This is a genomic window from uncultured Escherichia sp. (genome assembly GCF_948475835.1).
Taxonomy (GTDB): Bacteria; Pseudomonadota; Gammaproteobacteria; order Enterobacterales; family Enterobacteriaceae; genus ECMA0423.
In genome coordinates this window covers 1-19,120 of the sequence record NZ_CAOLGM010000093.1, presented here as the reverse complement: position 1 = coordinate 19,120, position 19,120 = coordinate 1, and the positions used below count along the sequence as shown (strand labels likewise).

Annotated in this window: 23 protein-coding genes and 2 pseudogenes; 7 read left to right on the top strand and 18 right to left on the bottom strand. The window is 53.5% G+C overall.

Annotated features, from left to right (window positions below; translation table 11 throughout):
• From QZF50_RS16890 to QZF50_RS16865, 6 genes and pseudogenes are all read left to right on the top strand, one after another.
• Positions 1-277: inovirus-type Gp2 protein (locus QZF50_RS16890; protein ID WP_290388924.1), on the top strand; the 277-nt coding region annotated here is incomplete at its 5' end.
• Between the two features lie 259 nt (positions 278-536).
• Positions 537-920, top strand: coding sequence for a putative zinc ribbon protein (locus QZF50_RS16885; RefSeq protein WP_061892667.1), 384 nt, complete (start codon positions 537-539; stop codon positions 918-920).
• The gene (locus QZF50_RS16880; protein WP_061892668.1) at positions 917-1,342 is read left to right on the top strand and encodes a putative zinc ribbon protein; all 426 of its coding nucleotides are present in this window, start codon (positions 917-919) and stop codon (positions 1,340-1,342) included. The genes QZF50_RS16885 and QZF50_RS16880 overlap by 4 nt, the downstream gene beginning before the upstream one ends.
• 664 nt (positions 1,343-2,006) lie before the next feature.
• Complete coding sequence (locus QZF50_RS16875; protein WP_061892669.1) at positions 2,007-2,207, top strand: regulator; 201 nt, start codon at positions 2,007-2,009, stop codon at positions 2,205-2,207.
• A gap of 62 nt (positions 2,208-2,269) precedes the next feature.
• Entirely contained in the window at positions 2,270-2,476 is a 207-nt protein-coding gene (locus QZF50_RS16870; protein WP_019842628.1) for a hypothetical protein, read from the top strand.
• A gap of 23 nt (positions 2,477-2,499) precedes the next feature.
• Positions 2,500-3,012, top strand: a pseudogene (locus QZF50_RS16865) (hypothetical protein).
• Positions 3,013-3,243: 231 nt separating this feature from the next.
• Here the strand turns inward: QZF50_RS16865 and QZF50_RS16860 are convergent.
• The 18 genes from QZF50_RS16860 to QZF50_RS16775 form a co-directional block, all read right to left on the bottom strand.
• Positions 3,244-4,473: a beta-ketoacyl-ACP synthase gene (locus tag QZF50_RS16860; protein WP_000198472.1), complete on the bottom strand. Its 1,230-nt coding sequence runs from the start codon at positions 4,471-4,473 to the stop codon at positions 3,244-3,246.
• A complete protein-coding gene (locus QZF50_RS16855; protein WP_061892670.1) occupies positions 4,470-5,201 on the bottom strand; it encodes a 3-ketoacyl-ACP reductase FabG2 in 732 nt (243 codons plus the stop codon). The genes QZF50_RS16860 and QZF50_RS16855 overlap by 4 nt, the downstream gene beginning before the upstream one ends.
• A complete protein-coding gene (locus QZF50_RS16850) occupies positions 5,201-5,665 on the bottom strand; it encodes a 3-hydroxy-fatty acyl-ACP dehydratase (protein WP_061892671.1) in 465 nt (154 codons plus the stop codon). The genes QZF50_RS16855 and QZF50_RS16850 overlap by 1 nt, the downstream gene beginning before the upstream one ends.
• Entirely contained in the window at positions 5,662-6,831 is a 1,170-nt protein-coding gene (locus QZF50_RS16845) for a beta-ketoacyl-[acyl-carrier-protein] synthase family protein (protein ID WP_061892672.1), read from the bottom strand. The genes QZF50_RS16850 and QZF50_RS16845 overlap by 4 nt, the downstream gene beginning before the upstream one ends.
• A 1-nt stretch (position 6,832) precedes the next feature.
• Entirely contained in the window at positions 6,833-7,417 is a 585-nt protein-coding gene (locus tag QZF50_RS16840) for a DUF3261 domain-containing protein (RefSeq protein ID WP_000597708.1), read from the bottom strand.
• Positions 7,414-9,732, bottom strand: coding sequence for an MMPL family transporter (locus QZF50_RS16835; protein ID WP_061892673.1), 2,319 nt, complete (start codon positions 9,730-9,732; stop codon positions 7,414-7,416). Before QZF50_RS16835 ends, QZF50_RS16840 begins: the two co-directional genes overlap by 4 nt.
• Complete coding sequence (locus QZF50_RS16830) at positions 9,701-10,306, bottom strand: outer membrane lipoprotein carrier protein LolA (RefSeq protein WP_061892674.1); 606 nt, start codon at positions 10,304-10,306, stop codon at positions 9,701-9,703. Before QZF50_RS16830 ends, QZF50_RS16835 begins: the two co-directional genes overlap by 32 nt.
• The gene (locus QZF50_RS16825; RefSeq protein WP_000930891.1) at positions 10,303-10,725 is read right to left on the bottom strand and encodes a thioesterase family protein; all 423 of its coding nucleotides are present in this window, start codon (positions 10,723-10,725) and stop codon (positions 10,303-10,305) included. The genes QZF50_RS16830 and QZF50_RS16825 overlap by 4 nt, the downstream gene beginning before the upstream one ends.
• A 3-nt stretch (positions 10,726-10,728) precedes the next feature.
• Positions 10,729-12,405 (bottom strand): glycosyltransferase, encoded by a 1,677-nt coding sequence (locus tag QZF50_RS16820; protein ID WP_061892675.1) that lies wholly within the window; start codon positions 12,403-12,405, stop codon positions 10,729-10,731.
• Positions 12,396-12,749 carry a hypothetical protein gene (locus QZF50_RS16815; protein ID WP_001304725.1) on the bottom strand — a complete coding sequence of 118 codons (354 nt, stop codon included), beginning with the start codon at positions 12,747-12,749 and terminating at the stop codon, positions 12,396-12,398. Before QZF50_RS16815 ends, QZF50_RS16820 begins: the two co-directional genes overlap by 10 nt.
• Complete coding sequence (locus QZF50_RS16810) at positions 12,736-14,094, bottom strand: acyl-CoA synthetase (RefSeq protein ID WP_001077064.1); 1,359 nt, start codon at positions 14,092-14,094, stop codon at positions 12,736-12,738. The genes QZF50_RS16815 and QZF50_RS16810 overlap by 14 nt, the downstream gene beginning before the upstream one ends.
• Positions 14,091-14,672 (bottom strand): hypothetical protein, encoded by a 582-nt coding sequence (locus QZF50_RS16805; protein WP_001442994.1) that lies wholly within the window; start codon positions 14,670-14,672, stop codon positions 14,091-14,093. The genes QZF50_RS16810 and QZF50_RS16805 overlap by 4 nt, the downstream gene beginning before the upstream one ends.
• A gap of 4 nt (positions 14,673-14,676) precedes the next feature.
• Complete coding sequence (locus QZF50_RS16800) at positions 14,677-14,928, bottom strand: acyl carrier protein (protein ID WP_000132059.1); 252 nt, start codon at positions 14,926-14,928, stop codon at positions 14,677-14,679.
• Between the two features lie 11 nt (positions 14,929-14,939).
• A complete protein-coding gene (locus tag QZF50_RS16795) occupies positions 14,940-15,197 on the bottom strand; it encodes a phosphopantetheine-binding protein (protein WP_061892676.1) in 258 nt (85 codons plus the stop codon).
• On the bottom strand, positions 15,172-15,993 hold the full coding sequence (locus QZF50_RS16790) for a lysophospholipid acyltransferase family protein (RefSeq protein ID WP_290388923.1): 822 nt from the start codon (positions 15,991-15,993) through the stop codon (positions 15,172-15,174). Before QZF50_RS16790 ends, QZF50_RS16795 begins: the two co-directional genes overlap by 26 nt.
• Positions 15,990-16,712, bottom strand: a complete 723-nt coding sequence (locus QZF50_RS16785) for a beta-ketoacyl synthase chain length factor (RefSeq protein WP_001442995.1) — start codon at positions 16,710-16,712, stop codon at positions 15,990-15,992. Before QZF50_RS16785 ends, QZF50_RS16790 begins: the two co-directional genes overlap by 4 nt.
• A 40-nt stretch (positions 16,713-16,752) precedes the next feature.
• Entirely contained in the window at positions 16,753-17,811 is a 1,059-nt protein-coding gene (locus QZF50_RS16780; protein WP_000273204.1) for a methyltransferase, read from the bottom strand.
• A gap of 64 nt (positions 17,812-17,875) precedes the next feature.
• Complete coding sequence (locus QZF50_RS16775) at positions 17,876-18,265, bottom strand: hypothetical protein (protein WP_000833174.1); 390 nt, start codon at positions 18,263-18,265, stop codon at positions 17,876-17,878.
• A gap of 515 nt (positions 18,266-18,780) precedes the next feature.
• On the opposite strand from QZF50_RS16775, the pseudogene QZF50_RS16770 reads away from it, so the two are divergent.
• Positions 18,781-19,120 (top strand): annotated as a pseudogene (locus QZF50_RS16770) (ShlB/FhaC/HecB family hemolysin secretion/activation protein); the annotation flags it as partial.

Sequence of the window (19,120 nt, the reverse complement as noted above, 5' to 3'; positions counted from 1 at the left end):
GCTGCTGGTCAACCGGGATACCTGGTGTCGTGCAGGTGATTACCGCGATCCGGGGTCACTGGCCGGGATGATTAAACAGGCGTGGTGCAGCGCCCTGGGAGTGGATACCGGAGATCATACCACGCTGGCGCATTTTCCTGAAACGCCGGCGGTGTGGCTGGAACGCGGTGATGACACCGGCTTTCAGCAGGTGCTGGAGCGTGCTGACTATCTTGCGAAAGAGTACACCAAAGCTCACGGCACCGGTGAGCGCAATTTTGGCTGTAGCCGGAGTTGAGCACGACTGGCGCGCCAATATCCGGCAAACCAAAAGTATGGGTTGTTGTCTGGCGGCAACGATGTATCCACTCGCCCACTGACTGTTTTTTACGTCAGTGTTCCATTGTGTGACAACCACAGTGCTGTAACAGCAACCAGCCTGCTTTACCCAGACTCCAGTCCAGATTTTAACTGAACCGCCATTCACACCCTGACCACACTGCCCGTACCGGGACGGCTGTTGCCTGCGTGTCGTCTGGCGGCTGAGGAATATGACTATGTACGCAAAATCCTTTCTCGCACTTGATGGCAACGGGCGTCTGACGGGTGCCCGTACCGCACAGACTGCACCTTACGATCGCTACACTTGCCACCTCTGCGGCAGTGCGCTCAGATACCACCCGCAATACGACACTGAGCGTCCCTGGTTTGAACACACTGACGACGGGCTGACAGCGCACGGTCAGCAGTGTCCTTATGTCAGACCGGAACGCAGGGAGGTACGCTTGATTAAGCGTCTGCAGCAATTCGTACCGGATGCCTTACCCGTGGTGCGTAAAGCCAGCTGGCACTGCAGACAATGTCACCACGATTATTATGGGGAGCAGTACTGCACACATTGCCAGAGCGGAAGTTTCAGTGAGGAGGGGGTAGCAGGATGAACGGTATAAAAACGGGGCTGGGGATCACGCCGGGTGAGCACATTATCAGTGCCGATTCTGCGCTCAGCAGAAATATACGGCATTGTTTCTGCCTTTCCTGTCGTGGTCGGTTGATTTTGCAGACAGATGCTCAGGGGGCGTGGTTTGAGCATGATTTACATGCCCTGAGCGAGCAACAGAAGGCGGAGTGTGTGGTGCTGAATCCGGAAAAGTTCCACCCTTACATTGAGGATATGCCGATGTTTTTATCTCCATTACCGGTCGTGCTGGAGTGGCATTGTGTGATGTGTGAGCAGTTTTTTCATGGGAAGAAATTCTGTGAGGCCTGTGGTACGGGGATTTATTGCCGAGCGGTATGTACGAAGTCTGTTTACAGCTACCAGCCCGACTTGTTCCAGGACTGCGGAGGTGCGAGCACTTAATCCAAAATCTCCGTTCTGCGCAGGGCGTTCAGAGGTATCGCAACCTGCATTTTATCCGGTGTTTCGCACCTACACCGTTCGTGACACAACGGCGCGACACCGGATATCCGCAGCCCTGCTTACCTGAATAAACCCCGGGGTATTGATTGTGTACTGTGGTGCGGAATCGTACCGTGATCTCGCATTCGCCGAATTCGCACTGTGGTGTCAATCAACCACACGCTTGCGTCGTCTCCGTATTTATCCGTGTCTCAGGACGGTTAATCCCGGGGGCTACATTTATGGAGGCCCTGTGTGCGCTGATAACCGTCACTTCTGACCTGCTACCGATACGCCGGAATATAATGGTCAGAGAGACATATTTTGATGTCCCTATTCTGGATCAGTTGATTATGGATGCCATAGGCAATGTAAGCGCTTTATGTCACTGGACGAAGCGGCGCAGTACCAGAAGCCCTCCGGATGTGGAACGGGGTTCATTGGTTACCTGACAGCGAAGATAGACTCAAAGAGCATTCAGTGATTTCGCCTGTGATCATCGTGAGGTGTGCGATCCGGAAGCCCGTTACCTCGCAGGTAATCCCGGGTATCCCGTAGCACACAGTTCAGCAGATTCCCCCGCATTCGCACAACTTTCATAAATCTCACAGAGGACATTCTGACCATGTTGACCACAACAAGCCACGGCAGCGTATTGCTGCGTGCCGACGATCCACTGATCGACATGAGCTACATCACCAGTTTCACCGGCATGACCGACAAAGGGTTTTATAAGCTGATCAGTGAAGACCATTTCTCTCACTTCATCAAGCCGGGCCGATCCAGCCGCAGGTATAAAAGCGAAGTGTCACAGTATATACAGTAACGAATCGAAGAATCACGGGGGCAGAAGTATGAAAGGTGTTGTGATACCGGTACGCTGGCAATATGCCAGATGTCAGCGCTGGTATTGTGGCGATGGGGCCTGTCCCTGGTGCTGGCGACACTGCCGTGAATCTTCCTGCGCCCCCTCCGGTCAGCCAGCAGTTTGTCATCCTGACTGATTCGTCATTCCTTTCGTATCGCCAGTTACAGCTGTTTGCATCGAACCGTACCGGTGTTGATGCTCGCTTTCTTGTGCCTGCACCGGCTTAACCAAATTCAACAGAGATAAAATAGTGCAAATAACCGAAGCCTTAATTTCAGAAGCGGGGAAAATCCGGCGTTTTGTTTAGCAGGCAGTGGACCACTGGCCACATCTGTTGGCATTTTACTTTACGCTCCATTCGGCAGAAGGAAACATCAACGGGCAACAGATTCATGCATTCTGTACTTCCTTTTATCGACAGGTGCACGAACGTATTACTGAGCGTAATCACACGGTCAGTCCATCATCGCCACTGGTATTACGCTGGTTGCGTGAACAACATGGAGCAGCAACAATACGATGCCTGTCGTTGCTCAGTCAGGACCTTTTCTGCCATGCGCGAGCCAGCGTCACGATTGATAAATAATGTTCGTAACTGATTAATTTACTGCAACAGACGTGGCTGGTAATAAGCGCTGGCGGACAAAGCAGGATGGAAGGCTGTTTTCAGGTTGTCCGTTCAGGTACGTTCGATCAGTTCGTTGCGCTAAAGACAACTGTTCAGTCCCTTATGTTACCCGTTATGGCAACCATTGCCCGGTAATAACCGGGCGTGTCATCTGTGCATCCGTTGATTCGTGTGGACTGATAAAGTTTTGTCTGCTGAATCCTTATACGGAATACTCTTCAGTATGCGTAAGAGAATTTGCTTTTTGGAGGATTGTCGACAATCAGATGGTAAACAAAAGAATGGTTGAATGTGGATGAGGTGCATATTCATTGATTCAGATTTTTTGAAGAATCACCACATGGGATGTCCATGTGGTTGTATAACTCAGGGCCAGCGCTTAATGATGATGGATGTATTAATGCCGCCAAAGGCAAAGTTGTTACTCTGCAAAAACTCACAATCAACCTTTCGGGCTTCATGCATGATGTAATCCAGCGCGCCACAGTTCGGGTCTGGTTTATTCAGGTTTAGCGTAGGCGCAAACCAACCTTCGCGCATCATTTGCAGACTCATCCAGGCTTCGAGCGCGCCACAGGCACCAAGCGTATGACCAAAATAACTTTTCAGCGAGGAGAGCGGCACATTATCACCGTAAATGGTTGCTGTCGCCAGACTTTCTGCCATATCACCACGATCGGTCGCCGTACCATGCGCCGAAATATAGCCGATATCTTGTGCGCTTAACCCGGCGATTTTCAGCGATTGCTCCATACAGTATTGCATGGTTTCGCGCTGCGGCTGGGTAATATGTGCCGCGTCGCAGTTAGTCGCAAAGCCGACGATTTCACCGTAAATGGTCGCGCCGCGCGCTTTGGCGTGCTCCAGTTCTTCGAGGATGAGCGTCCCTGCGCCTTCACCAATCACCAGCCCGTCGCGGTTTTCATCGAACGGTGAAGGTGTGGTTTTCGGCGCATCATTGTGCTGGCTGGTAGCGAAAAGCGTATCAAATACCGCTGCTTCTGAAGGGCATAACTCTTCGGCACCACCGGCAACCATCACCGTTTGATAACCGTGGCGAATGGCTTCCCACGCATAACCGATCGCCTGGCTGCCGGAGGTACAGGCGCTGGAGGTCGGGATCACCCGCCCGCGCAGGCCGAAAAAGAGGCCAGTATTAACGGCGGTAGTGTGCGGCATCATCTGCACATAGGTGGTGCCAGTGATGTTATTGGTGTGCTTTTCCGTCAGCATGGTGGCAAATTCGCTCACCGGACCGGTACTGCCGGTCGATGAACCGTACGCAATGCCCGTTTCGCCGCTGGTTAATATCGGATCGCCAATCAACCCTGCCTGCTCTAACGCCAGCTCGCTGGCACGGGTCGACATTTGCGACACGCGGCCCATCGCACGGATACGCTTGCGGGTGTAGTGCTCCGGTAGCGTGAAATCATCAACAGGCGCGCCAAGCAGGGTGTGCAGTCCATCGTAGACCTGCCACTCCGGCATTTTGCGCACTGCATTCTCATACGCCAGCAGACGCGCGGAAACGTCCTGCCAGTTTTCACCAAAGGCAGTCACGCCGCCCATTCCTGTAATCACTACGCGACGTGTCATAACATCCCTCCGTTGATGGAAATAACCTGGCGGGTGACATAACCCGCAATATCAGACATTAAATAGCTGGCAAGCCCGGCAACTTCTTCCGCTTGGCCCATGCGTTTCATGGGGATCATCGACATTGCCTCTTTCAGGGCGCTCTCTTCCATTTCGATCATCCCGGTATCAATTAGCCCTGGCGCGATGCAGTTGACGGTGATTTTGCGCTTCGCGAGTTCGATAGCCAGTGCTTTTGTTGCGCCGATAATTCCGGCTTTGGCAGCGCTGTAGTTCACCTGACCGCGATTACCCATCACGCCGGAAACCGATGACAGCGTGATGATGCGTCCGCCCTGGCGCGCGCCGATCATCGGCATAATGCACGGTTGAATGACGTTGTAGAAACTGTCGAGGTTGGTGTGGATCACCGCATCCCAGTCGTCATCGCTTAAAGCCGGAAAAGCGGCATCGCGGGCGATCCCGGCGTTACTGACCACGCCGTACCAGGCACCGTGTTGCGCGATCTCGTACTCCAGCACTTCCCGACACTGTTCGCGGTTTGCGACGTCGAAACTGAGCAAACGCCCGTTACCACCGTTAGCGACAATGGCATTCAGCGTTTCCTGAGCGCCTGTGGCGTCACGGTGATAGTGAACGCCAATGTTAAAGCCGTCTGCCGCCAGTTGGCAGGCGATGGCGCGACCAATGCCTTTGCTGGCACCAGTAACCAGAACTGAACGACTCATCAGGACGCTCCTTGTTGAAACAGGGTGGTAAGTTCTTCCGCGGTCGGCTGGAAGGTGTTAATGCGGCCCGTCGCCTCGCCGTCGTTGATGCTGCACTCAAAACTGCCGAAGCGATCGTCCTGCATCAGCAGCTTGACGGTAATGGTCAGCGTCTGGCCTGCGGGCAGAATGCCAGCGGCGCAAAGCAATTCACGCGCGCCCAGTACCATCCCTAACTCAATACTGTTTTTGCCCTGCTCGTGGCGATGCCAGCCAGACCAGACGCCGACAGTTTGCGCCATCAGTTCAAGGGAAAACCAGCCGGGGAGATTGCCGTCCGGGTCGAGAAACGGTGCCAGTACGCCACTGGGCGAAACCGTCACGCGGCACACCGCGCTGTCATCGCTGACGCTCACCACGTCTTCCAGCAGTAACATGGGCGCGTCGTGGGGCAGATAAGCGCCGGGGGATAAATAGTGGCTCACGAAACCCTCCCGAGCAGAATGCTGGCGTTATTGCCGCCAAAGGCGAAGGAATTGGACAGGATCACCGGACGTGCCAGCGGCTGCGGTTTTTCGATAATGCCGCACGGTGGCAGCGTGGGATCGCGCGGCGACAGGCTGAAGTCCTGAGCGGGCAGCGGTAAATCACGCTGTAAAATCAACATGCTGATTGCCGCCTCGGTAATGCCCGCCGCGCCCAGCGTGTGTCCGGTCAAATGTTTGGTGGAACTGCAAGGTACGCGTTCGCCAAACAGGGCGTTAACCACCATCGATTCAATCTGGTCGTTGAGTTGTGTGGCGGTACCGTGCAGGTTGATATAGCCGACGTCATCTGGCGTAAGCTGCGCATCGGTCAGCGCCTGGTTAATGGCGCGGATCGCCCCTTCGCCCTGCGGATGCGGGGCCGAAATATGGTAAGCGTCGCTCGATTCACCAACGCCCAGTAACGCGATGGGCTGCGGTTCACGGGTTAATAACATCAGTCCCGCCCCTTCGCCAATGGTGATACCTGCGCGGTCACGACCAAACGGCAGACATAAGGTTGGCGAGAGCGATTCGAGGCTGTGAAAACCGTTAATCGGCATCCGGCTCAGAGTATCTGCGCCACCCACAATGGCGGCATCGACCAGCCCCGCTTCGATAAGCCTGCGCCCGCTGATCATCGCTCTGGCGCTGGAAGAGCAGGCGGTTGAAAGGGTATAGGCCGGGCCGTCGAGCGCCAGCCAGTGGCTGAGAAAACGCGACGGATCGCCGAGTTCCTGTTGCGCGTAGTGCCATGTGGTGCTCGGCTGTCCGTTGGTGCGCAGGTTAACGTGCGTGTCGCCCTCATGCAGGCCGGAGGTGCTGGTGCCAAGCACAATCGCGATGCGCTCGCGGCCATATTTCGCGATAGCGTCATCAACCTGCGGCTGGATCTGCGCCAGCGCCGCCAGCAGGATCTGATTGTTGCGCGAGCGGTGCGCAGCGAATTTTTCGGGGATAAGCGGAAGCTCGCCATCCACGCCAGCCAGGACCGCCTGCGGATGCCCCTGCAACCAGCCTGCGCGCGGACGCATGCCGGGGGCGACACCGCGAGCCAGGTTGGCTGCGATTTCGTCAAGATTATTTCCCAGGGCGTTGATCATGCCGACGGCGGAAATATAAATCATATCAGTCACCTAAGTATTGAATGGTGATGTGGTATTTAAAGACATGCTGCTCAATGCTGATTGGCACGCGTTTGCCCTGGCGATTCAGATAGATGATTTCCGTGACCAGCTTGCCGCTGGCGTTACGCAGCTCGCGTTTGTTGCCGTTGTCGCGAAGCGTCCAGCCAGTGGGAAGTTGCGGTTGCCAGGCGCTAATCGGCCAGTGGCTGAGCATTACGTCAGCCAGCACCTGACTTGCGGGCGGCAGCTGCGGGACGACGATGGATTGCTCGGCGCGTAGACCTTTTGCATCGTAGGTCACCAGAAACAGGCGAATGCCGACCGACGACAGCCCGGCAAGGGTGATTTTCTGGTCGTCGGCGTTAAGCATCACTAGCAGCGACTGGGTTTTGCCGTTGAAGCTGCCGGTCAAGAGTTGCTGGGAATTGACGGCGGGTGAAATCCCCGGCGCAGGCAGCGTGATGCGTGTGCCAGGTTGCAGCCACGCCTGCGGGCGGCCTTCCTGTTCCGGTTGCGAGTGGCTACAGCCGGTGAGGATAAGCGTAGCGGTCAGGGCGAGCGCTCGCCAGAAGGTGGATTTGATCATTTTTTTGTTCTCTTTTTATCGGGCATAGCCAGCGGCGAAAGCAGGAAGGCGGTGAAAATACCGCTCACCAGCACAATGCCAAAACTGCTGATGGCCTGGGTGGCGCTGAATACCAGCATTCCCAGCGTCAGCAAGGTGGTGAGCATTGCCAGCGTGATCGCCAGTAGGGAAGTTAACGGTGTACCGCGCGGATTACTGAAAAACAGCGTGTAATTGATGCCGATGCCAAGCACCAGCACCAGCGCCAGTAGCGAAAAGAGATTCACCGCCTGCCCGCTCATCGCCAGCACTGCCAGACCGCAGCCCAGCGAAAGCACCGAAGGCACCAGGCTGATAAGCCCTTTGCGCCAGCCGAGGCGGGCCACTGCGCCGCAGGCAATTACTGCCAGCGCCACCAGCAACAAGCCGGTTAACACATAACGGTAAAGTGCGAACAATTCATCAAAGGTGCTTTTGCGATCAACCCAGGCAATGCCGCCAGGGTAATAGCTGGCGATTTCCTGCAGCAACGCGCTACTTTTAACCCCTTCAACCGGCACCAGTACGCCGCTTTCGCCGTTTTCCAGCGTCAGCCACAGCAGACGCCAGCCTTCACTGGCGGGGCTTGCCAGCCATTCATCAACCTTCACTGGCATGGCGTTAAGATCCGGGTTCACCGCCGTCAGCCCGGCATTTTGCAGTGCTTTTGTTACCGTCGGGGCAGCCGTTTTCAGCAGGTCTAAATCTTCCTCCTGCCGCGCCAGGGAGTTCAGCGGAATGGTGCGGTAGTTGCTGATAAGGCCGTCTTTTTTCGCTTTCTCCAGCGAGGTGGTAAATGTCTCCAGCCGTCCCAAGGTTTGCTGTGGGGAGTCGCCGTAAACTACAAACCATTTTTGATCGACGCTTTGTCCGGTCAGGGCGGTAATGGCTTTCTCCTGCGCCAGAATATGCTGCGGCAGCGCCTGTAACTGCGAGATATCGTCATCGACGCGTAGCATTGACATCCCCGCCAGCGAAAACAGCGCCAGCGCGACGGGCAGACCCAGCGACAGTTTTTTATTACGCCGCCACGCCGCCAGCCAGCGCAGCATCAGCGCCATCGCCGGAACCGGGCGTACCGGCAGGCCACGGCACAGCCACGGATGCCAGAACAGGACGGTCAGACAGGAGGCGCTCAACCCGACGGCGGCAAAAATCGCCATTTGCCGAATACCGGGAAAAGGGGCGAGCATCATAATCAGATATGCCGCCACGGTGGTGAGCAGCGCCAGTAGCAAGGCATTGCGCACTTTCGCCAGGCTTTGCCACGGCGAAACGTCATTGCCGTGCACCATCCGCTCGGTGAGGTAATAGAGCGTGTAGTCAGCGGAAATGCCGATAACGCTCATGCTCATCACCAGCGTCATCAGGTGTAATTCGCCGAAAATCAACAAGGTGGCGACCGTTCCCGCCAGCGCGCCGATGCCGATGGAAATCACGCAAAGCAGTAACGGGCGCAAAGAGCGGAACACCGCCACAATCAGTAATATCACCCCCAGCAGCGTTGCCACGCCCAGGGTGGAGATATCCTGCTTCGCCTGTTGGCTGGCGTAATCGCTGTAAAATACCGTGCCGCGTGAGAGCAACTGAGCCTGCGGGTAACGCGTTTTCAGATCCTCTTCCAGCGTATTCAGGGTCGTGATGAGCTGGTGGGTTTGCTGCATATCAAACGACGAACCCGCCAGTTCACCGTGCAGCAGATACCAGTAGTTGCCCTGGGGATCCTGCATCACCAGCCAGCCGTCCATCAGCCGCAAACGCTGGCCGTTTTTCGCCATCGCCAGCTGCGAGCCGCGCATTAACATCAGCGGATCGTTTTGCAGCTCCTTGCCGCTTACCCCGGAGAATGCGGAATAAAGCTGGGAGAGGATCCACTGCGCCTGCGCTTCGCCGCCGTTTTGCAGGCGGGCGCGGGTGTCGGGGTCAATCAGGCCGTTGCGGTGCTGCCAGAAAAACGCTCCCCACGCCTGCTGGCTGGCGGCATCCATTGGTCCTTTAACATCGCCGAGCGCAGCGGATTTTTGCAGCAGCGTCAGCCACTCCTGAGCGACCCTGGGATTAGCCTCTTTACCGGGGCTGACCAGCCACACCAGTTGGCGGTCCAGACGCTGCATAAAGCCGTCATTCAGCGCCGGAGGAATATCGCCCATCGCCTGTTTGGGTAACATAGCCAGCACGCTACTGTTCAGCCGTGATTGCGGCAGCAGGATCAGCAACGCCGCCGCCATGACCAGGCAGACTAGCCCCCATAACAGCGCCGGGCGTTTACTGGGCGGCAAAACGTTGGCGTTCGTCATCGGTCAGTTGCACTGGCGTCAGTTGATGTTGGGTAAGAGCGATATCGGTGCGATCGCCCTGTTTATCATTAAGCTGAATGCTCTCCAGATAGGTTTGCCCGGCGAGATCGATGGTGTTGAAAATTTTATCCAGCGGCGTGGTGATCGGAGTCAGGCGCAGCGTCCAGCGGCCTTCGCCTTTGTCAGCAAATTCGACGCGGAAGTTTTGTTCCAGCACTTTGCGATCGGCCTGGAACAGCGCGCGCAGCAGGTGGTTAAACTGAAACATCTGCGGGTTATTTTCCGCAGTGATGATTTGCGGCGGCTGACCGTTGATCACCTGCACCATGCGTTTATCGTCCAGCAATAGCTGCATGGGAAATGGTGAGGTTTGATCCCACAATAACCCCTGGTCGCGGGCGATCAACATCTGGCCCTGAGATCGCAGCGGCTGCGGCAGATCTTTAATCGTCCGGGTTTGATCGAAATGGGCGCGGATCACCGGCTGTTCGGTAAAACGTTGCTGAAGATCGTCCAGGGTCAGGGCGCTCACAAACGGGCTAATCAGCAGCGCCAGCAGCGGTAAAAATTTCATGGTTTGACTCCCATGCGTTCAAACAGAATATCGGGGCTGACAAAGCACAGTTCGCGACTTTGCTCGTCGACCGCGACCTGAATGGTGTATCCGGTGGTGGCGCGTTTGCCCGTTTCGGCATCGAAAATCTGATAGCCAATCCGCAGACGGTTTTCGAACTCTTCGATATGCGCACGCACGCGGATGCGTTGCTCAAAGGTGAGGGCGTGGCGATATTTCACCCGCGCATCGACCACTGGCCACAAATAACCGGACTCTTTCATCTGCCGATAGCCGTAATTGAACTGGTTGAGCAGCGCCTCGCGGGCCACTTCAAAGTAGCGAAAATAGTTACCGTGCCAGGCCACGCCCATCATATCGACGTCGTGAAAGGGAATGGTCAGCTCGACTTCAGCGGTAAATCGGGGATCGTTAAGCACCCTTTACTCCTTGTCCTGAATTTCCGGCAGTTGCCAGAAATCGAAAAAATTAAACCAGTCGAGGGGCGACTGGAGCGCGTAATGTTCCAGACGCGCGGCGTAGTGGTCGATAGCGTTTTGCAGCGCCTGTTGGCGTTCGCCACGCGGCAACAGCAGCGGGTCGGCAAAGGTTTCGCAGTGAATATGCAGCTTGCCGTGCTGGCGCAGGGCGAAAATCAGATTCACCGGGCAGCGCAAAATAGAGGCGAGAATAAACGGCCCCTGTGGGAAGGGCGCAGGCTGGCCCATAAACGGACTCCAGCAGACGCGCCAGTCGCCGCCGCGTTGCGGGGTGACGGCGATGCGGTCACCGACAATCGCCACCCATTCGCCGTTATCCAGCTTCTCTTTCAGCAGGATGGCGGTTTCCGGGCCGATATCTGTTACCGGCATCAGGTTAATGCCTGCCTGGGGAGCCATCTCCTGCATTATCTGTTTAAAGCGTTGGGCGTTTTCGCTAAACACCAGCGCGTTAATGGTTTTGTAGCCCTCAATTTTTGCCAGCGCCCGGCACACTTCCACATCGCCAAGATGTGAGGCCAGCAGCAATTTGCCGCGCGGATCGCGGACGTCAAGCGCCGCTTCTGCGCCTGGCGCAAACAGCACATCACGCCCCAGTTGTAGCTCGCCGCGCCAGCTGGCGATTTTGTCGAGCATGGCATTACCGAAACGTAGAAAGTGCTGATAGCTGTTGAGTTTTGCCGCCTGTGGTTGATGCTGTCGTACACGGGCGAGCCAGTCTTGCGACGCTTTGCGCGCACGAGAAGCCGTGAGCCAGTAGACGCCCACCACCGGGTAAAGCAGCGCGCTAAACGCCGTTCTTCCCAGCAGACGCCAGACCAGCAGCATCAGGCGCATTCCCCATAACCCTTTCACTTCACTCTGCCGCGCCCAGTGGCTGGAAGAGTGGCACATCAGCAGTGAAGGAATACGCGGCAACATGCCGAAAAACAGACGCGTGTGCATGAGCGAGATGCGGACGTTATCTTTCAGGGCATCAAAATGCGAAAGCCCGTCCAGCGGATAGGTGACGCGGGTCGGCACGAAATAGCTGGTATTTCCCTGCCAGTAGAGGCGCACCATCACTTCGGTGTCGAAATCCATCCGCTTGCCGATGGTGGCGCGTTTTGCCAGTTGCAGCGTCGGCGCAACCGGATAAACGCGAAAACCGCACATGCTGTCTTTCAGTTGCAGGGAGAGCGTTTCGATCCATACCCAGACGTGGGTGACCCAGCGCCCGTACAGCCGTGAGCGGGGAATGGAGTCATCGTAAATTGGCTGACCGGAGATCAGCGCCGCAGGGTGTTGTTCAGCGAGTGCCAGCAGTTTGGGGATATCTTCAATCGCATGTTGACCGTCAGCATCCACCTGCACCGCATGGCTGAACCCTGCGTCTGCCGCTGCCTGCAAGCCACGCATCACCGCTGCGCCTTTACCTGCGTTTTCTGCCAGGCGAATTAAGGTCACGCCAGGCTGTTCGCTAACCAGATTATCCAGTTGCTGTTGCGTGGCGGCATCGCTGCCGTCATCCACCACAATACAGGGCAGATTAAATGGCTTAAGACGCGCCAGCACGCCCGGCATCATCGCGCCGTGGTTGTAGCAGGGGATCAACACGCAGGGAGAAAAGTTTACCGACATAGGCGGATCTTCCCGCTACTGGCGGTGTGGCGGGCGTCACCGTCGTGACGCTGATAGCAGAAAGTGAGTACCTGACTTGTTTCCTGCCATGTTAATTGCAGGGTAACAGTCGTCTCAGGTATAAGTGGCGCCAGAAATTTAACATTCTGGATACTACGAAAACGCCAGCCCGGAGCAAGCAGCGTGGTAGCATAATGCATTACCCAGTCCAACTGGGCCACGCCTGGTAACAGAGGCTGTACGGCAAAATGACCATTAAACCAGTAGAGCATCGGGTCAAGGTATAGAACGATTTCCATCTCCTGCGGCTGAACCAGATGGCGCTCAATTTCATGGCGTATCATGAAATAACTCCTGTAATTGCGCATAGACACGCTTATTCATATTGTTTACTGGTATTTCATCAATAATGCGCCAGTAACGAGGTACTGCAACAGGTTCAAGCCATGGTAACAGTGCTTTGCGCCAGGACAACTCCAGAGTTTTCCCTCCGGAGCATTGCCATATTTGACGGGCCTCTTTATTTGGTACAACCACGACACCGATAGCCTGGCGGCCATTGCGTATTAATGGTATTGCAGCGACATCCATAATACCGTCAAGTGCCAGAAGTCGTTGTTCGATTTCAACCAGTGATATCCGCTTCTCCTCTATTTTTACCACTCGACCACGTCGTCCGATCAGGTGGAACTGACCGTTTTCATTGAATTGCAACATATCGTCAAGCACCAATCCTTCAGCAGGGATTAGTGGCGAAAAGACACGAACCCCCTCACTTTCCTGTGAAAGATGAACATCAGAAAAAGTAAACCAGGGGATATTATCCTGTTGACGGTAACGCCATGCGAGAATACCTGTTTCGGTACTACCATAGATTTCATCGGGCCATATATTCAGCCAGGTGGAAGTTTTCTCTACATCCTGCCATGGTAGCATACCGCCGGCAGAGAGAATCATTTCCACTGGGGGAGGCGTCAGATGAAGGTCGAGTCGCTTAAGGAACGCCGGGCTGCTGACAAAGGCATAGCGGTAGGTATGGCTTAATGCGGCAAGTTGCTCAGAATACCAGAGCATTGCGGCATGCAATGGCAGGCCAAGTGCCATGGGTAAAAAAATACGGAAAGTCAGCCCATACAGGTGCTGAGGCATCACGGATGCTACAAAACGACAGCCCAGTAGTCGGTCTGCAAAGTGAGTTGCCAGCATGTTTGCTTCTTGATCAAGGCTGATAACAGGTTTTGCAATTTGTTTTGGTTGTCCGGTTGAACCCGATGTGAAAAGTTCAATAAACGCGTCAGAAGCAATATCATCAAAGGCTATCGTGCTGGTCGTCATTTGGTGAGATGTGCTTACAACAAACTGTGGACCGTTCCAGCCCAGCCTTTTATCACTCAGGACGCAATCAAACAAGGAGCGTTGTACATTTAACAAAGCGGCGCGATTATGGCCCGGGATTACCGGGATTTTACCTGAGTGTAGCGTGGCCAACAACGCTACAATAAAAAGATAGCTGTTTTCAAAACAAAGTGCCCAGCGATTGCCTGGCTGGTCGCGTAAATGGTCGATCAAAAGCGCTACATCATGCCGCAGATGCCCCAGTGTCCAGGTATATTCCCCAAGCCAGGCAACAGGAGTTGTTACAGGGCGAGAGGCTGTCAACCACTGTGAAAGTGAGAGAGTCTGATTCATGGTGTTTTCCGTTTGATCATCTGACAACGTATCAGCCATTCCCCTGCAGTCAGGAAACCTATCAGAAGGTAAGCAATGATACCGTTCCAGGCTGTCCACAAGGGCATGTTGCCATACAAGGTGGTAAATAACGCAATACTGCCATTGAAAATAAAAAACAGGCACCAGACCTGCGTTACGCGGCGGGTATATCGCACGGCCTTTTCCGGGAGGTCTGGCTCCTGCAAACGTGCCAGCCGCTCAACTATCGGCATTGTCGACCGCAGCGAACCGCCAAAAACCGCCAGCATGACTGCGTTAACCACTACCGGGTAAAACAGCAGTAACTGGTGCGTTTTCAACAGAAAACTGGAGACACACAATACAATGCCCACAACAGCAACGATTTTTGTGACGACCTGGAGCGGCCCCGTCTGGCGACGGGGCTGGCGCAGGCGCAATAAAAGCAGCAGCGCCATCAGCGGCAACAGCCAGTGCAGGCTGTTATGCACCAAACCTAGCCAGATTAAAAAAGGCCAGGCGAGCAGCAATAATCCGGTCAGCAACTTAATCATCGGTAGCGAGCGAATGCCCGACATCAAATTAGCCTTCTTGTAGCAGGCGTTCTACAGCCTCGACAACATCCTGGACTGTACGCACTGCTTTAAACTCTTCCGGCTTGATTTTCTTACCGGTTTTCTTTTGCAGGTGCACAATCATGTCAACGGCGTCGATGCTGTCCAGTTCCAGATCTTCGTACAGTCGCGCTTCAGGTTTGATGTCCTGCGGATCGATTTCAAACAGCTTAACCAGCAGGGCTGAGACTTCCTGATAAATGGTTTGTTGGTCTGTCATGATGGCTTTCCTCAGGCACGTTGCGCAGCAATGAAAGAGGCCAGAGTGGCGACGGAGAAAAAGTGCTGACGCATTTCTTCGCTTTCCGCAGAGAGCATGACGCCGTACTCATTTTTTACTGCCAGCCCCAGTTCCAGTGCATCGATAGAGTCCAGCCCTAAACCGTCGCCAAACAGTGGCGCATTGGTATCAATATCATCAGGAGTCAACTCGTCCAGATTGAGGGTGCTGATGATGAGATTTTTAATTTCCAGATAAAGCGCTTGCATTATTTATTCCTGAGAGAGGTAAACAACCTTGTTGTAATTGAAGCAAAAGATGCCGGTTTAACTGCCTTGCAGCCAGCGCCGGCTCATGTGAAGTTGCATCGTAAAATTTATTGATTTCTACCCGCCCATGGACTTCAACCGTAAAAAACGGCCTGGCAGGCGGAACGTCATACCATTTACTTTGTTTATCCAGCAGATGCTCACTACAGCCGATTGTCACGATGCGTAAATCGCTGGCGCAGCGCACGGCAATATTCGCTGCACCGCGCTGTAATGTCATTTTTTCACCGGGTTTCGTTCGTGTGCCTTCGGGGAAAATCAGGATAGCGTCACCCTGTGCCAGTCGCTGTTGGCAGCGGGGTAACAGGGTTTCAGCTTCGCTGTTGATTAAATAATCTGCCGCTCGCACGACGCCGCCAAGAAAAGGATTTTTTAACAGCGCGCTTTTCACCAGGCAGTCAGTTTCTGGCATGACTGACGCCAGCAGCACGTAATCGATCAGCGTGGGATGATTGGCTACGACGAGGCAACCGCGTTCCTGACGTAAAATTTCAGCGCCATCAATACGATAATCCAGCACACCAAGCGCTTTCGCGACAGTTAAAAACAGGCGAAAACTGGCGGCAATGCTGCGACGTGCCAAACGACGGCGGCGGGAAGTATCCCATACCAAAACTAACAATATGTTAAACCATACGACTGAAAGCAACAGGCCGCCGAGACCAAACAGGGCAAAACATAACCCGGTCATGACCAGTCGCCATGCCCATCCCAGGCGCGACATCAGCTTACTCATCTGCGGCTCCAGCGCCATTGCACGCGCTCGCCAGGCAGTGAAAATGCGTCTGCATTTTGTAAATAGTGCTGTAAAAACAACATGCTTTGCGGCAGTGTTGTTTCATTTACCGCAATGGCTGGTTGCGTTTCACATTGCCAGTCATCGCCAGCTTCAATCACCAGCGCGACGGCGTACGGCCAGGTAGGCATTTCTGCGGGCAGTTGCGGGTGATAAAACTCAGGTAGAAAGCCATCAAAATCGACCATCAACACGCGCTGGTATCCCGCTTGTAGCAGGCTAAGCACTTCACACAAACCTTGCTGGAAACTGTCGCGACCAGCCGAAAGCGATGACGAAACGATCGGCTGTTTGGCCACAATGGTCAGGTTACCCACGGAAGAGTTGTGTACGGAAAGCGCGAAGTCCGTCGGAGAAAGCGCCTGTTCGGTTGCCAGTGCATGAACAATGCGGTAATTGCGCTCCAGTTCGCCATGACGACTGGTATACAAAACAGCGTCTGGCTGATGGCGGCGTAGCATTGTCAGACCGCATTCAACAGCCAGTTTGCTGCCTGAACTGAGACGACGAGCGGTCATCATTGGCAGTTCACTTAATTTTGCCAACGGCGCGGCAGGGTCAATCGCCCACGGCTGGCGCGACCATGCTTGCCATTGCTGCACATCGCTAAGTCCAGGCGCCAGTGCCTGCCAGTTGGTAATATTTAATGCAAATTTCATCAACGCGCGCCCGCGGTAAACCAAAATTATTAAGTGACGATTATTTCTTTTGGCATATCAAAAGTGTATGCCCAACGCCTAAATTATTGTGACGCTCTGCTACCTGGAATCCTGCTTTATTCAGATAGTCGTAAAATTTCTCTGCACTATAGAAACGGCTGTTACCGTTTGCCATGCAGGTAAAATAAAGTGAGGATGCATTCAGGCTAAACGATGTCGCTTCAAACCGCTGTGCATCCCAGAACAACTCCATGATGCAAAGTTTTGCGCCAGGCTTCATTACGCTGGCAATTTTGCTGAGTATGCTAATTATTTGTTCGGGTGAAAAACAGTCTAAAAATTGGCTCATCCACCAGATATCAGCCTCGCCTGGTAATGGGGCATCGCTTAGCATATCCACCGCATGGAAATCTATGCGATCAGAAAAACCTGCATTCGCGATATTTTCTTTCGCCAGTACGATTTGTTGTGGCAGATCTAATAACGTAACGGCGATGTTTTCATTGAATTTGCAGCAGCGCAAAGCCCACTTACCCGTATTGCCACCCACATCGTACAAGGTTGTGGGGTTGTTGGCGAATACATAAGGCAGTGCGGCGTTAAATGCGCCATCTGAATAGTAATGATCAAACGCAAACCAGCTATCACGTGCGGCGTCTGGTAATTGCGAAAGTGCCGGATATATCGTCGGCCAGTCGCCAAATACTTTTAACCCGGAAGGTTTTCCTTCATTGAGTGAATCGGCAAGGAAGAAGAGCCCCTGGTAACAGACATCCTGGGTGAAATCCATATTCACGCGAGTCATAGTGTCATGCAGGAGGTAATGACCGATTTTCGCCAGGTAATAAATTCCCTCTTTACAGGTAATAATTCGCCCGCTTAAGCCCATATCCAGTAACACACCCACGGCATATTCATTCAGAACTGTGTGCTCAGTAATCGCATTAAGGGGAGCTCCCTGTTTACCCTGTTGATCCAAATAATCTAATATTCCTGCATTGCGCAGGCACAAAGCTGCCTGGAAAAGCATAGGAGCAAAGGCAATCCGCTGTGCTTCGGTGATGGCATCCAGTGCGCTGAGCGTGTCCTGTTCGTACATATATAACCATTCTTATAGAGAAAGTTAAATACTATCGGGCCATTCCAGCCCGATATCAGCATCACTATAACGTTGCTCCTGTAGACAAGTTAACCTGTATATCTTTATCCAGGTTACGCACCCAGCGGTTATAGTTTTTATGAATTTTTCCATCAGAAGCCTGCAGATTCAGGCTACTGTCATATTTGATGTTATAGTAGGTAGCTGTATATGTAATACGAACCTCTGCAACGTGATTTCGTGTTTGATAGCGAGCTTTAATAACTCCAGGGGACACTTGCGTCATAATCCACTTGCGCTGCGCACCTGCTTTCAAAATGGCATTTTTAACCTGCTCCTGAGTATGACCCACACTGACAGTGGTGCTTATCTGTTGCACTGGGGCCGTACGGGCACAGGCACTCAACATACTGATAAAAATTGTGATGGCAAACCATTTTATATAACGTTTCATTAGTGCCTCTTATGTATGCAATACAATTATATAATTAAATAGTAATAACAGACAGTATATCTGTATAAATCCCAGACTTCTTACCCGAAATATATTTGGGGTTATATTGGATTGTCAATGTCTGGTTGTGACAGGGACCAAAGATATGCCGGTATCATTTTTGTAAATGGCTTGTGAGGTGGAGAGCCCTCTGCGGTAAGCTCCCTCGACATTCCTTTTTTATTTATCCGCAGATATTCTTATTCTGATATTGATAAAACACGGGGTATGGATTGAGACTGAACAGCTTGTTGTGCCCGGTTTTAATGGTAAATGCATATGTGTCCCAGAATTGATATTGACTTCCTGGTACTCAATATTCTGAAAAGCTGAAGAAAGATCACGTTTTTGACATTTTTTTGATGTCTTGTCATAAAACTGTTTCATGACAGACTTTTTCAGGTGTAAATTTTCTCGCTGACACTTTTTGACATGAATTTACACTGGCATCACACAGGCCAGAATACGGGGAGAACATGCAGCGCCGGCAGAACAACATTCTGACGAAAACGTCTCTTTTATCCCGTGCGTTGTCTGTCCCCTGTTGTGATATGTTCCGGCGCGGCTCTGCGTGGATATGCTATCTCTCCCTCTCCGTTTTTTCTGGTTGTTTCATCCCCGCATTTTCGTCTCCGGCAGCCATGCTGTCTCCGGGTGACCGCAGTGCAATTCAGCAGCAACAGCAGCAGTTGCTGGATGAAAACCAGCGTCAGCGTGATGCGCTGGAGCGCAGTGCGCCGCTGACCATCACGCCGTCTCCGGAAACGTCTGCCGGTACTGAAGGCCCCTGCTTTACGGTGTCACGCATTGTTGTCA